Annotated in this window: 9 protein-coding genes; 7 read left to right on the top strand and 2 right to left on the bottom strand. The window is 45.3% G+C overall.

Annotated elements, in window-relative coordinates; genetic code table 11:
* Both QT984_RS06975 and QT984_RS06970 read left to right on the top strand, forming a co-directional pair.
* Positions 1-3,754, top strand: a 3,754-nt coding sequence (locus QT984_RS06975) for an ATP-binding protein (protein WP_333373628.1), incomplete at its 5' end; no start/stop codon positions are given.
* A 266-nt stretch (positions 3,755-4,020) separates the two neighbouring features.
* Complete coding sequence (locus QT984_RS06970; protein WP_333053309.1) at positions 4,021-4,455, top strand: hypothetical protein; 435 nt, start codon at positions 4,021-4,023, stop codon at positions 4,453-4,455.
* Positions 4,456-4,559: 104 nt separating this feature from the next.
* Here the strand turns inward: QT984_RS06970 and QT984_RS06965 are convergent, their stop codons facing one another.
* Together QT984_RS06965 and QT984_RS06960 are read right to left on the bottom strand one after the other, a co-directional pair.
* A complete protein-coding gene (locus tag QT984_RS06965; RefSeq protein WP_333313042.1) occupies positions 4,560-4,982 on the bottom strand; it encodes a DCC1-like thiol-disulfide oxidoreductase family protein in 423 nt (140 codons plus the stop codon).
* Between the two features lie 42 nt (positions 4,983-5,024).
* Positions 5,025-8,096, bottom strand: a complete 3,072-nt coding sequence (locus QT984_RS06960) for a PAS domain S-box protein (protein ID WP_333053311.1) — start codon at positions 8,094-8,096, stop codon at positions 5,025-5,027.
* Positions 8,097-8,505: 409 nt separating this feature from the next.
* On the opposite strand from QT984_RS06960, the gene QT984_RS06955 reads away from it, so the two are divergent.
* The 5 genes from QT984_RS06955 to QT984_RS06935 all read left to right on the top strand — a co-directional run bounded on the left by QT984_RS06955 (position 8,506) and on the right by QT984_RS06935 (position 14,587).
* Complete coding sequence (locus tag QT984_RS06955) at positions 8,506-9,699, top strand: NAD(P)/FAD-dependent oxidoreductase (RefSeq protein ID WP_333208357.1); 1,194 nt, start codon at positions 8,506-8,508, stop codon at positions 9,697-9,699.
* Positions 9,700-9,817: 118 nt separating this feature from the next.
* Positions 9,818-10,546, top strand: coding sequence for an HAD-IA family hydrolase (locus QT984_RS06950; RefSeq protein ID WP_333262172.1), 729 nt, complete (start codon positions 9,818-9,820; stop codon positions 10,544-10,546).
* Between the two features lie 257 nt (positions 10,547-10,803).
* Positions 10,804-11,427, top strand: a complete 624-nt coding sequence (locus tag QT984_RS06945; protein WP_333053314.1) for a DUF3859 domain-containing protein — start codon at positions 10,804-10,806, stop codon at positions 11,425-11,427.
* Entirely contained in the window at positions 11,428-13,182 is a 1,755-nt protein-coding gene (locus QT984_RS06940; protein WP_333373624.1) for an asparagine synthetase B family protein, read from the top strand.
* Between the two features lie 184 nt (positions 13,183-13,366).
* Positions 13,367-14,587 (top strand): decarboxylase, encoded by a 1,221-nt coding sequence (locus QT984_RS06935; protein WP_333053316.1) that lies wholly within the window; start codon positions 13,367-13,369, stop codon positions 14,585-14,587.
* The last annotated feature ends 129 nt before the right edge of the window (positions 14,588-14,716 follow it).

Below are 14,716 nucleotides of genomic sequence, written 5' to 3'. Positions count from 1 at the left end.
AATCTGGAATAAAACGGGTGGCAATCCTTTTTTCTTGACCCAATTACTCCAAGCACTTTATCAAGACTCTCTTTTAAGATTTGAATTTAATCAGATTACAAATGAGGGAAGTCAAACGGGCTGGTATTGGAGTATCGATGAAATCCAAGCCATTGGAATCACCGATAAAAGTGTAGTGGAACTGGTAGCTTCTCGCATTAAAAAGCTACCCGAACCCACGCAAGAAGTGTTGAAGCTAGCAGCTTGCGTGGGAGATAAATTTGCTCTAGATGTGCTGTCACTTGTTAGCGAAAAGTCAGCTAATACTACAGCAACTGAACTTTATTCAGCTTTACAATCCGGGTTAATTCTGCCATTGAGTGATGCCTATCGCATTCCTTTAGTTTTCGATCGAGCCGAATCAATCAACCTCAAGTTAGACACTTCGCGGGTTAGTTACAAATTTTTGCACGATCGCGTTCAGCAAGCCGCATATTCGCTCATTCCCGAAGACCAAAAGCAATTAACCCATTTAAAAATCGGTCAACTACTGTTACAGAATACTCCACCAGACAAGCTAGAAGAAAACATCTTTGATATTGTCAATCAATTGAATGTTGGAATTGACACGATTAGCCAACAATCAGAAAAAACTCAGTTGGCACAATTAAATTTAACTGCTGGACGCAAAGCCAAAGCGGCTGCTGCCTATGAAGCGGCTGTTAGGTATTTGCGGGTTGCTATGGAATTATTGCCGGCAGATTCTTGGCAATGTCACTATGACTTAACGTTAGAAATCTACGAGTCAACAGCCGAAGCTGAATACTTAAATGTCCACTATGAAGATTCAAAAAAGCTGGTTGATATTGTACTGCAAAAAGCTAAAATATTACTGGACAAAGTGAATGTTTATGAACTTCAAATCCAGTCTTATAACGCTCAAAATAGAGTGGTAGAAGCACTAAATACAGGACTGGAAGTGCTGAAACTATTAGGCATTTCTTTTCCTCAAAATCCCCACGCGCTACATATTATGGCGGGACTGAGTAATACCAAACTGAGCTTGGGATTGAAACGAATTGAGGATTTAGCTAACTTGCCAGAAATGATCGATCCCGAAAAACAAGCAGCCATGCGGATTTTATCAGGGATTCTCAGCAGTGCTATTCAGGCAAAACCCCCACTGATACCGCTGCTGGCATTTAGGATGGTCAAGCTGTGTATTAAATACGGTAATTCGCCTTATGCAAGTATTGCCTACGTTTATTATGGCGTAGTTATGTGCAAGCTAGGGGACATTAGTTTGGCATACCAATTCGGTCAACTAGCAATTAGGCTGTTAGACAAATTTCCCTCCCGTTCAATCAAAAGTAGAGTTTATGCAACATTTGGTTCTTTTATTCACCACTGGAAAGCCACTCTCAAGTCAGGATTAGGCGATCTAAAAGAAGGTTTTAAAAATGGGATGGAAACTGGAGATTTGGAATTTGCTGGTTATGCTATAGGTGCATATTGCTTAAACCAACTGTCGATAGGAGAGCCTCTTGATTTGGTGGAGCAGGAAACTGGTAAATATATGAAACTAATGCAGCAATCTCAACTTGAAATGGCTGTACAGTATATAAGTATAGGCAGGCAGACAGCGCTCAATTTGCGCGGTCAAGCTGTCGAGCCCTGTCATTTAGTCGGTGAGAGATTTAATGAAGTCAAAACGCTCCCCATTTTAATAGAATCTAAAAACTTTTTTTTAGTGGGTTTGGTTTATCATGCCAAAACTCAGCTTAATTTTATATTCAAAAACTACGCTCAAGCTTTAGAAAATTCAAGGTTATTTGAGAAACATGAGGAGTCTGTAGCCGGATTCGATGTGGTTGCTCTGAATAATTTTTACTCATCTCTCAGTATGATAGCTTTGTATCCAGCAACTGGCAAAGAGGAACAAAAGCAATATTTGGCAAAAGTGTTGCAAAACCAAAAGAAAATGAAAAAATGGGCAGTTCATGCTCCGATGAATTATCAACACAAATACGACTTGGTTGCAGCGGAAAAAGCGCGAGTGTTGGGGCAAAATACTGAAGCAATGGATTTGTACGATCGCGCAATTGAGGGAGCCGCAAAAAACGGTTACATTCAAGAGGAAGCATTAGCCTATGAATTAGCAGGAGAATTTTATCAATCTTTGGGTAAAGAGATAGTTTCTCAAGCATATCTGACTAAAGCCTATTATGGATATATCCATTGGGGAGCCATCGCTAAAGTTAAACACTTAGAATCAACACATCCTTTCTTAGCAGCACAGACGCGCACAATTCCAACCCCAACCCTCGATGTCACCCGCACTACCACGGGAAATACTACCAGTAGTAGTTTAGGCGATTTATTAGACTTAGCTACTTTTATTAAGTCGGCGCAAGCCATTAATGGTGAAATTGTTCTAGAAAAATTGTTGACCAAATTAATCAAAATTATTTTAGAAAATGCAGCGGCTCAAAAAGTAGTGCTGCTGCTGGTGAAAAACGAGAACCTCTGCATAGAAGCTACTGGAAGTTTCGCGGAGGATAAAGTGACACTCTTACCCTCTATTCCCGTAGAAAATAGTCAAGATGTTCCCCTGTCTGTGATTAATTACGTACACCGCAGTCAAAAGCATCTAGTTTTAGACAATGCGACTGTCGCGGAACCTTTTAACGTAGATGCCTACATTCAGAAATATCAACCCAAATCAATTCTCTGTTTGCCGATTATTTATCAATCTCAGCGGCGCGGAATCATTTATTTAGAAAATGCTTTGACAGTAGGAGCTTTTACAGCAGAGAGAGTTGAAGTATTCAAAGTGTTAATTTCTCAAGTTGCTATTGCTGTAGAAAATGCTGGTTTGTACGCGCGGGAGAAAGAAAAATCTCAACAGTTAGAAAAATCTTTCAATGAATTGCAACAGGCGCAACTGCAACTCATTCAAAGCGAAAAAATGTCTGCTCTCGGCAACTTAATTGCAGGGGTTGCTCACGAAATTAACAATCCGCTTGGTTTTATTGCGGGCAATCTTGATGCTGCTGCTGAGGCTAGCTTAGATTTGATTGATTGCTTACAACTTTACCAAGAAAAATTTCCTAATCCTGGAGATGAATTACAGGATAAAGCATCAGAGATTGATTTAGAATATTTGATTGAAGATTTGCCGAAAATGCTTTTATCTATGAAATCAGGTACAGAGCGCATCCGCAATATTAGCAAGTCTTTGCGGACTTTTTCTCGCGCTGACAGTGCGAATAAAGTGTCAGCAAATATTCATGAGGGGATCGACAGCACTTTGATGATTTTACAGTATCGTCTGAAAGCTAAAGATACTCGCCCCGCGATTAAAATTATCAAAGAATACGGAGATATCCCGTCAGTTAAATGTTATTTTGGGCAACTCAATCAGGTATTTATGAATTTGCTGGCAAATGCGATCGAGTGTTTTGACGAATTCAATCAGGGTCGCACTTACGCTGAAATTGAAGCTTTACCGAATACGATCGCCATTATCACTCATCTCTCGGAGGATAACAACAGCGTGGTGATTAAAATCAAAGATAACGGTAAAGGGATGTCATCGGAGATCAAGTCGAAAATATTTGACCATTTATTTACTACCAAAGGAGTAGGAAAAGGTACGGGTTTGGGGTTGTCTATCAGCAGGCAAATTGTCGAAGAAACCCACGGCGGTAAACTAACTTGCGAATCGGTGCTGGGAGAAGGTTCGGAATTTGCGATCGCTCTTCCTTTGAATTAAAATCATGGAACTATGGCGTGTTTTAAAACCCGGATATCCCCCCTAACCCCCCTTAATAAGGGGAGGATAAGAGCCTGCTCAAAGTCCCCTTTTTAAGGGGGATTTAGGGGGAGCGAGACTCGGCTAAAAACGGAATAACACATATATGAAAATTTGTCAATGCCTAATTATTTCTGAAAAAGTCCGCTGTTGGCAGTCTACATTCGGCAGTATGCAGTTACATTATTAGCTAAATGTAATAACTATATTTGATAGGAGTTTTTCGAGTGAACGCTGCCGAACAAGCCAAAAATATAGAAGTTGCCAGCAAAATTGCTGCGGTTGTTAATTTATTCAAGTCGGAATTCCCGGATGCAAAAGTTGATTTGAAACCTTGGATGAATGACGAGGATACCAGAGAACTTGTAGATCCAGATTCGATCGACATTGGCTTCCATTTTCCCGGTAGAAGTCGCTTGTTGCAAAGCCGCAGCATTTTGATTCAAATCCGATTTTACCAAGATCCGGTGGAAGGATATCGGCGGGCGATCGGAGTTGAGGCCGCCGGTTACGATCATAGCGGTCAGCAGTGGCACTTTTCTACTGTGGAAAATTGGAATTTTCTCGGCCTAACCGAACCTGCGGTGGAGTCGGCGCAAAAACTCAAACACTTTTGCCAGCAGATTTTTGATTTGTTTAATCAATCAATCAATCGATTTTAGATTTTAGATTTTAGATTTTAGATTTTAGATTGAAGGTCAATCGGCGATTGAAATCGGGCAACCACGGGGGGATTGCCCCTACGGAAACGAAGGTGGATTTGGTATTAGTCCCGATTGTCGCAATTGTCGATCGACTTACAGCCAACTGGATAAACAGATTTGTAAGTAGTCGATCGCTTGCCAAACAAAGTATAGCGGTGATCGCGGACTTGTTCGTACACGCGATCGCCCATCCACTTCATCCCCGGCATTGCCCGATAAGCAGCCACAAAAACCTCGCCAGCAGGCAATATCCGTCCGATTTCCTCCGCCGCATCGCTGCCCTGCCAGCGTCGTTCGGGGGTGTTGCTATCTATCAAAATCATCCCCATTTCGCAGTCTTCAGACGTAATCCCAAAGCGATTTAATTGCTCTAAATCTTGCATAAAAATATACTCAAAGTTCTGGCCTTTATCTAAATTTTCTAGTAACTGCACCAAGGTAACGCAGAGATTGCAATTGCCGTCGTAAATTACGTTATATTTCATTAGTTGACTGTTGACTGTTGACTGTTGACTACTGACTACTGACTACTGACTATTCCCTACAGGAATCTCGATCGCAAATTCCGTACCTTGACCCGGTGCAGAATCGCAATGAAGCTGCCCGCCGTGCTTTTCCACTACAATTTGATAGCTAATAGACAGCCCCAAACCAGTACCTTTACCGGGTTCTTTCGTAGTAAAAAACGGATCGAACAGCCTTTCGTGAACATCTATCGGAATCCCCGGGCCGTTGTCAGCAATCCTAATCACAATATGAGAAGGATGCCGAATCGAAGTATCAGAAACAGCAGAATCGGGTGGCATCAAAGCATCCTGTTCATATTTTACCTCCGTACAAATCCGCAGCGTCGGCGAAGGACAATAAGGAATAAGCGCCTGTTCCCCCTGCGCCCACTGTCCAGTCTCCATTGCCTCTTCCAAAGCATCAATTGCATTGCCGATAATATTCATAAATACCTGATTCAACTGTCCTGCATAACACTGTACGCGGGGCAAATTCCCGAACTCTTTGATCAGTACAATTTTAGGATGCCCTGCCGTTTCTTTCAACCTGTGTTGCAAAATCAACAAAGTGCTTTCAATCCCTTCGTGAATATCCACCTGCTTTTGTTCGGCTTCATCTAATCGCGAAAAATTCTTCAGTGACAGCACAATTTGACGAATTCGCTCTGCTCCCATTTTCATCGAATTTAAGAGGTTCGGCAAATCTTTGAGCAGAAAATTTAAATCAACATCATTTATTTCTTGTTGAATTGCCGATGTTGGTTGCGGGTATTCCTGCTGGTAAAGTTGCAGCATTTTTAGCAAGTCTTTAAAGTAATCGTCAGCGTGCATGACGTTGCCGTAAATAAAGCTAACTGGATTGTTGATTTCGTGAGCAACGCCAGCGACTAATTGCCCCAAACTTACCATTTTTTCATTTTGAACCATCATGCTTTGAGTTTTATGCACATCCCGCAGGGCTTTTGCCAATTCTTGATTTTTAGCCCTCAATTGACTTTCGGAAAGTCGCACCGCTTCTTCTGCGTGTTTGCGATCGGTAATATCTTTACGAATTGCTACATATTGATGGGGTTCGCCGTTGGTATTTAAGAAAGGTACAATGGTAGTATCCAACCAGAATAATGTGCCATCTTTAGCTTGATTTTTCATTTCTCCTCGCCAAACCTTTCCCTGGCGGATGGTTGACCAAAGCTCCTTGAAAAAATCGGCTGAGTGATAGCCAGAATTGACAAGTCTGTGGGTTTTGCCAATCAGTTCTTCTCGGGAATATTTAAATAGTTCGCAAAATTGATCGTTGACATAGGTAATGGCTCCGAATTCGTCGGTATTCGAGACAATTGCCGATTGATCCAAAGCAAATTTTTCAAATTCCAACTCTTGGAGAGTTTGGCGCAATTCTGCTTCGGCTTGTTTGCGATCGCTAATATCGGTAATCATCCGCAACACCCCGGAAAATTCGCCCTCATCGTCGAACATCGGCGTCGCCGAGACGATCGCCCACAAGTGAGATCCGTCTTTGCGAGTAAACTTAAAATCGTGGCGTTCGCGAATGCCTTGCCGCCGGCGCTGGACGTAACTTTCTGCTATTTTCCTAGACTCGCAGTCGATAAACTCAAATAGCGATCGCCCCAGCATTTCCTCCACAGTATACCCCAGCATTTCGGCCATCATGCTGTTAGCAAAAGTCGTGATACTTTCGCTGTCAAACATCCAAACGCCCTCCGAAGCCGTCTCGACAATGCAGCGGTAATAATTCTCCCTCTCCCTGACTGTTGCCTCTGCTTGCTTGCGATCCGTAATATCAGTTTGTACCGCAATAAAACCTTCTAGTTCGCCATTTTCTTGATAAATTGGGGCGATCGAAAGCGCCACCCAATAACCCTTTCCATCCTTGCTGTAATTGTAGATTTCCTGATTAAACGGCAGGCCCGCAGCCAAAGCAGATCGCAGTTGAGCAATAGTTACCGGGTCTGTTTGAGCGCCTTGCAGTACATCACCCGGTTTTTTGCCCTGCATTTCTGCCAGCACATAACCACTAATCCGAGTAAATCCTTCATTCACCCATTCAATGCAGCCTTGAGCATCAGTAATAATCACACCATTTTGCGTTTTTTGAGCCACAATGGCCAAGCGCAACAATTCTGTTTCAGTTTTTTTGCTTTCCGTAATATCTTCAGCAATACCCAAAATGTACTTAGGCGCGCCCGATTCGTCAAACAAAGGAACTTTTTTTGTGTGCAAAATCCGCTTGCCTCGGTGCGGAAGTTCGATAGTTTGTTCGGGCAAATCTACGCCTTTTCTAGTTTCCAGCACTTCTAAATCTTGTGCTTGCAAGTAATTGGCCTGAACTGACTCCAACAAGTCAGCAGCATTGTTTAAAATCACTTCATCCCTGGAATAGCCAAACAATTCTTCGCTAGCAGTATTCCAATAAATAAATTTTTGCTCTACAGCATCTTTAATAAAGACGCTAATTGGTAGATTTTGCAGTACCGCATTCAGAAAATCTTGAGTGTTTCGCAGGTTTTCCTCAGCTCGCTTTCGTTCCGTAATATCCAAAATTACTCCGTCGAGATAAACAACCCGACACTGAGAATTTGCGATCGGCGAAACCGGCGAAACCACAGCCGACAAAAAACCCTCAATTTCCCCTTGTTCCTCTTGTTTTCCTCTATCCTCTTCCGCCTCGCAGCAAACAGCTTTGCCTTTTTCGTAAACCCAGCTAATAGCGCCGTCAGCCCGGAAAATCCGGTATTCAAGGATGTACGGAGTTCTGGTTTCTACACTTTTTTTGACAGTAGCATCCACATTTTTGCGGTCTTGAGGATGGATAATGCTGGCAAAAGAACGGACGCGATCGTTGATAAAATCCGAAGAAGGATAGCCTGATATTTCTTGAACAGCCTCGCTCAAAAACGCCATTGTGCGTGTTAATTCCTCCTCGTCCGTATACTCGCAGGTACAGCGGTAGACAGCACCAGGAATATTAGCTACTAAATTTTTATATTTTTCTTCGCTTTTTAACAAAGATGAGCCGTCTTCCTTATTGCGATCGCCGTTCTTAAATTTAGAAGAATTAGAGGAAATTTGCATGATTTTTTCACTTGTGAGTGCGGGGGCAAGTGTTAGAGTAGATTACCCTATAAAAAGTAAATTAAATTGGCGAAATAATTCGTTATAAACTAATATAGTACAAAATTAGTTCTGCGAACATTCAGAAAATTTGAGGGTGGCTAATAGGTAGAGCTAATCAAGGCTAGAGATGTAGAAAAGAGTTCGGAAACGCATTATCTAACGGATTGAACGCATTTAACGGATGGATGTTGAGGTTCGAGGGAAACAGGGAAGATTTTCCCCTTTCTCGTTTTCCCACTCCCCCTCTCTCCCCCTCTCCCCATCTCTTCCACTCCCACTCCCCCAATCTCCCCCTTCCCCACTCCCTCACTCTCGTTAGAATAAGATAAGTTTCCTTGCTACCGACCAGCCCCTCAAACAAAACACCATGACTCAACAACAACCCCGGATTTGCATTCTCGGCGGAGGCTTCGGCGGACTCTACACAGCCCTGCGCTTGAGTCAGTTACCCTTCTCCAAAACCGAAAAACCCGAAATAGTCCTAGTTGACCGCCGCGATCGATTTTTGTTCGTTCCCCTGCTGTACGAACTCCTGACCGGCGAACTCCAAACCTGGGAAATTGCCCCCCCGTTTGCCGAACTATTGGAAAACACAGGCGTGCGCTTTTGTCAAGGTACTGTCTCCGGCATCGATGTGGAGCAAAAGCGAGTGCAGTTACACGACGGGCCAGAAATTCCGTGCGATCGCCTGGTTTTAGCTTTAGGCGGCAAAACCCCTCTAGATATGGTCAAGGGTGCGGTTGAATATGCTTACTCGTTTCGCACTCTCGACGACGCCTACCGCTTAGAAGAAAGACTGCGGTTTTTAGAAGCCAGCAACACCGACAAAATTCGGGTGGCGATCGTCGGCGCCGGTTATTCGGGAGTAGAATTAGCTTGTAAATTAGCCGATCGACTCGGAGAAAAAGGTCGCGTGCGGTTAGTTGAGCAAAGCGACATGATTCTGCGGACATCACCGGAGTTTAACCGCCAAGCCGCCACCCAAGCTTTAGAAAAACGGAAAGTGTGGATCGACTTAGAAACAGCAGTAGAGGCGATCGAAGCAGACACAATATCCTTACTTTACAAAGGACAATTAGATGTTCTCCCCGTAGACATAGTGCTGTGGACAGTAGGAACTCAAGTTAGTCAAGCAGTGCGATCGCTACCCCTCAAACAAAACCAGCGCGGTCAATTAATAGTCAATCCGCAAATGCAAATTATCGACCATCCAGATATATTCGCCTTGGGAGACTTAGCTGAATGTCACGATGCAAATGGTCAAAAAGTCCCCGGAACAGCCCAAACAGCCTTCCAGCAAGCTGACTACACCGCATGGAACATTTGGGCCTCCCTGACCGGCCGCCCATTACTTCCTTTCCGCTATCAGCCCCTAGGAGAAATGATGACATTAGGAAATGACAACGCCACCCTAGCCGGTTTAGGAATTAAACTCGACGGACAACTAGCCCACATTGCTCGCCGCCTAGCCTATCTCTATCGGATGCCAACATTTGACCATCAGCTAAAAGTTGGTTTCAATTGGATTAGCAAGCCGATTCAGGATTTGCTGAAAAGTTAGTTAACTGTTAACGGTTAACTGTATTTCTTAGTCCGCGCAGGCGGACTTTGTTTGTATAGTAGCGGTTTAAACCACCCAAAAACCTGATAAATAACAAATAAGAAATAACAAATAACAAATGACCAAAGTAATTTTTTTAGACGCCGCAGGTACACTATTTGATGTTCGCGGTAGCGTCGGCGAAGTCTACGGAAAACTAGCCAAGAGTTTTGGAGTAACAGTTAAAAGCGAAGAGTTAAATGCAGCCTTTTTCCAAAGCTTTGCCTCAGCAAGCCCGATGGCATTTCCAGGGAGAGAAACGGCAAAAATTCCCCAATTAGAATTTGAGTGGTGGCAAACTGTTTCCGCAAAAGCATTCCAAATAGCAGGCATTTTCCAGCAATTTTCTGACTTTCCCAAATTCTTTGTCGAACTCTACGCTCATTTTGCCACCGCCGAACCTTGGTTCGTCTATCCCGACGTATTGCCAGCATTAAATAAGTGGCAGCAACAAGGAATAGAATTAGCAGTAGTCTCGAATTTCGATTCCAGAATTTATGCAGTATTAAAAGCACTAAATTTAGCTGAATATTTCACATCAGTGACAATTTCCACCGAAGTTGGCGCAGCCAAACCCGATTCTCAAATTTTTACCGCCGCTTTGCAAAAGCACAACTGCATTGCGGAGAATGTGTTGCATATCGGCGACAGCTTCAAAGCTGATTATTGTGGTGCTAAAAATGCGGGATTAAACGCAATTTGGTTGAATCGCCAACAGGAAAAAATCAATTCAGGCAAATTGCCTTTAAGTGAAACAAAAATAGAAGTGTGCAGCAGTCTTGATTTTATAATCGAGGTTCTTAAATAGAGGACTTAGCGATAATGTTTAGGGTGCGTCGCTGTCAGAGATTCAATAAAAATTGGAGAGTATAGATGGCGACGCACCTTACCATAGCTTTTACATAAATTTTATGAGGTTAAGGTTAGGATTTTTATGAATTGACTTTGAGAGCTGTTTATTGAATAATATGAGTAATTTAACCGCAGAGAGCGCAGAGGGCGCAGAGGAAGAGAAGAGAAATGTGATGTGATTTTTATATCTAATTTTTACTGGGAAGGAACTCTATGGAACCTCGACTCACTCAAACTCAGTTAGCACAGGTAGTCGCTGAAATCGACAAGTTATCGCAGCAGCGCGAGTTAGAATTGGAACCCGATCGGGTAAGAGAAATTTTACGGGAGTTGAATCTGCCTGATGAGCTTTTAGAAGATGCGATCGCCCAAATGCGCCGCCGCGAAGTCCTAGAAAAACAGCAGCGACGCAACCGCTGGATCGCGATCGCCTCGACAGCCGTTGTCATATCTGCGATCGGTATAGGTGTACTGTTCGGGCAAAATCAGCAACAAAAAACTGCTCGAGTTGTCGCAGGAGAAGACCGAATTTCCCTATCTCAAAAGGGCGGTGACAGCCTCACTCAAGTCAATCGTCAAATTAATCCCCGCATCTACTATCAGGTGACGTTGCAAAATGCTCCGATCGGCAATGAGTTGTCTCTGCAATGCGATTGGATTAATCCTAGCGGTCAAACTGTGCATCAGGCTAGGTATCAAACTCGCACGATCGATACTGCGGTTTGGAATACCCACTGCTTTTACGATCTCGGATCTGCTGCAGCCCCAGGCAAATGGGAAGTTCGGATGTCCCTGGATGGGCGCGCGATCGGCAGTGAACCTTTCACGGTGAAATAGATGGGTGCGATCGGCAAACCTTCACATTTCATAGGCTATTGGGGAGAGGGCGAGCACACAAAAACTCTCAGCCGTTTAGTGCCTGACTACTTCATCCGACAGGGCAAATTATCAGAATGGGCGATCGCCTCTGCATCTGTACTCACGGGCGATCGAGTGACGCTGAATGCTTGCGGGCGCGATCGGGCGACGGATTTTCCGGGAGATGCTTGGGCGGCGGTAGAAGCCCAACAGCTAAGGCTGGGGCGCGATCCGTTTGGGCGAGTGCCGCTTTATTGGATGCAGTTGCGAGAAACGATTTGGTTTTCGACGCAAATGCAACTGCTGCTACCGCTGATTGCTTCCTCTCAAATTAGCCCGATCGCCCTACACACTTATGCTTGCTTTTCCTACGTGCCCACGCCGTTAACGCCGATCGAGCAAATTGCCTCCGTAGCAGCCGGAAGCGAGATGATTTGGGAAATTGCCGATATTAAGGATCTGCCGAAAGTGCGATCGCTGCCTTCAGCTTGGCAAGAAGCGCCCCAATTACTGCGGAGTGAAGACGAGGCGATCGCACAATTGCAAAGGCTGTTGCAACAGGCGATCGATCGACAAGTGGCCGATTTGCCGATCGACGAACCCGTAGGCGTTTTACTCTCCGGTGGCATCGATTCTTCCCTGGTGACGGCGCTGCTAGTGAAAGCAGGCTTGCAGGTGCGCGCCTATGCCCTCGATTTTGGTGTCGAAGCCTATTCCGAACTGCCCTACGCCCAACAGGTGGCGGACTTTTTCCAGATTCCGCTGATCCGAGTGGCGGCGACGGGCGATGCAGTGTTGCGCGCGATCGGGCCAACCGCCAAAGCCCTCGATTTACCCTATGGAGATGGTACGACGGCTGCGCTGTTTTTGCTCAAACAGGCGGCGGCGCAAGATGTGCGAGTTGTATTCAATGGCGAGAATGGCGATCAGCTATTTGCCGGATGGACAAACAAGCCTTTGATTGCCAACGGAGTTTACACAGCAGAACATCCCGCCGGAAAAGAAACCTTTGAACAGCAGTATTTGCGGACGTTTCAGCGATTTTATGGTTATGAAAAACAGATTTTTTCGCCCGAAATGCTCGATCGCATCCAGTCTCACGATTTGAGCGTTTATCTGCAAGACGCGATCGATCCCGGTTGTTTGTCGAAGAGGTGTCCTTCCCTGCTAGCGAGGCTACGGCGCGCTTCGCTGATGCTCAAAGGTGCCCAAAATATTCAGCCGAGGGCAACGGCATTGGCGTTCGCTTGCGGTTTGTGGGTGCGATCGCCCTTCTGCGACCCCGACCTCACGGACTGGACGTTTCAACTCCCTGGCGAGCTGCTACTGCAAGGTGCGTGCGAAAAATACATCCTCAAAAAAGCGTCTGAACGCTGGTTGCCACCGGAAATTGTCTGGCGGGAAAAGCGCGGGATGGGTGTGCCGTTGAAGGTTTGGTATTACCGGGAGTTTTGGGCTGCGATCGGCGATCGGCTGAATCCGAATGTGTTGCGATCGCAAAATTGCTGGCAGCCCCATTTGGCCGACTCGATGTTATCGGGACAACTCGGAGTTGCAATGCGCGATCGCTATATTGGCAATAATCTCTGGTTGCTGCTGATGTGGCAGGCATGGCGAACCGAGGTTTTAGGCGAAATTCCGGTTAAGCGATCGCTGGATCATGTGTTTTGGTTGCCACCGGCGATCGGACAACGCATTTGGAAATATCGAAGGAGGTTGACAGTTGACTGTTGACTGTTGACTGTTGACTGTTGATATGGGCGGGGCGGGTTTATAAATTTGTTGGCTTTGAAGTTGAGAATACTGGTGAACCCGCCCCTACAAGATATGGAATTATATCAGACAGATCCCTCGGACTTGATATAACCCGTTACATCCGTTAAATCCCGTACATTCCTCGTTGCCGAACTTCTTCTATATGACTGAATCTTTGCTACAAAATGAAACCAAAACACATTCGCCGCCGTTCTCCGAAGCAATGGCCCAGCGACTTTTGTCAACTTATGGTTCGCCTTTATATGTGTATCAGGCCGATATCCTCCGTCAAACCCTTGACGATATTACGCGATCGATCGACTATCCGCACGTTCAGTTTCATTTTGCTAGCGTCACCAACGGCAATATTGCTCTGTTGCAATTGATTCAGCAGGCTGGTTGGGGGCTACACGCGAATACACCGGGGGATGTTTTTTTGGGACTGAAAGCGGGTTTTACGAGCGATCGCATTGTCTACACCGGCAGTAACCTCAACAGGGCTGATATTCAGCAATTGATCGAGTGGAAGATTGAGCGATTTAACTTCGATTGTCTGTCCCAACTCCAAGATTTTTGCGAATATTCCGGGAGTCAACCGCGATCGATCCGTGCCGAAATTGGACTGCGCCTCAACTCACCGGAATTGACGGGAGACAGTCGGATTGGAGTACGTGCCGCCGAATTCGGGAAAGCCAAGGAAATCGCGCAGCCGCAGGGGTTGAGGATTACCGGATTGCATTTTTATCGGGGGACTGGAACTAACGCCACGAGTGCTTTTACGCAGGCGATCGATCGCCTAATTGCGATCGCCCAACTGTTGCCCCATTGGCGAACCCTCGATTTTGGCGGTGGTTTTGGCTATCCCTATCGAGGCGGTGCGGTGTTTGACTGGCGGGAGTTTGGTGCGGCGATAACTGAACGATTGAGTGCGCTATCTCGCCCGATCGAGTTGGTGATTGAACCGGGACGATCGGCGATTGCAGGTTGTGGCGTTTTGCTTGCGAAAGTTGTGTCGGTGAAGTGGTTGGGCGATAGGCAAATTGTCGGCGTGGATACGACTGTATCAAATCTATCGGTGCCTGCGGTGCACGGCGGCTATCGGGCGATCGCGACTTGGGAAACCGACGATGTATCGCGACATGAAACCGATATTTGCGGCAACACGACTTATTCGCGGGATTATTTAGGGCGCAACTGTTGGCTACCGAAACTCAAAATTGGAGATGCGATCGCGATTTTGGATAGCGGGGCTTACGGCTATGCGATGTCGTCGCATTTTCTGCACCGCCCCCGCCCTGCTGAAGTGTTGATTGATGCCAAGGGCGATCGATTAATTCGACAGCGAGAAGACTATTCTATCTTGTTAAACGGGCAAGTATTTTAAACCTGAGATGTTACACCATTCTTAAGAACAGGCAAGATGCCTGTTCCACAATAAATAAATTGTCTTGTGGAACAGGCATCTTGCCTGTTGCTGACAATGGTGTAACATCTCGGTTGTAACGAAGTTATC

The sequence above is a fragment of the Microcoleus sp. Z1_B2 genome (assembly GCF_036700325.1).
GTDB lineage: Bacteria > Cyanobacteriota > Cyanobacteriia > Cyanobacteriales > Microcoleaceae > Microcoleus.
Note: the sequence above shows the minus strand (reverse complement) of the source record. Positions and strands in the feature narration are given on the sequence as shown.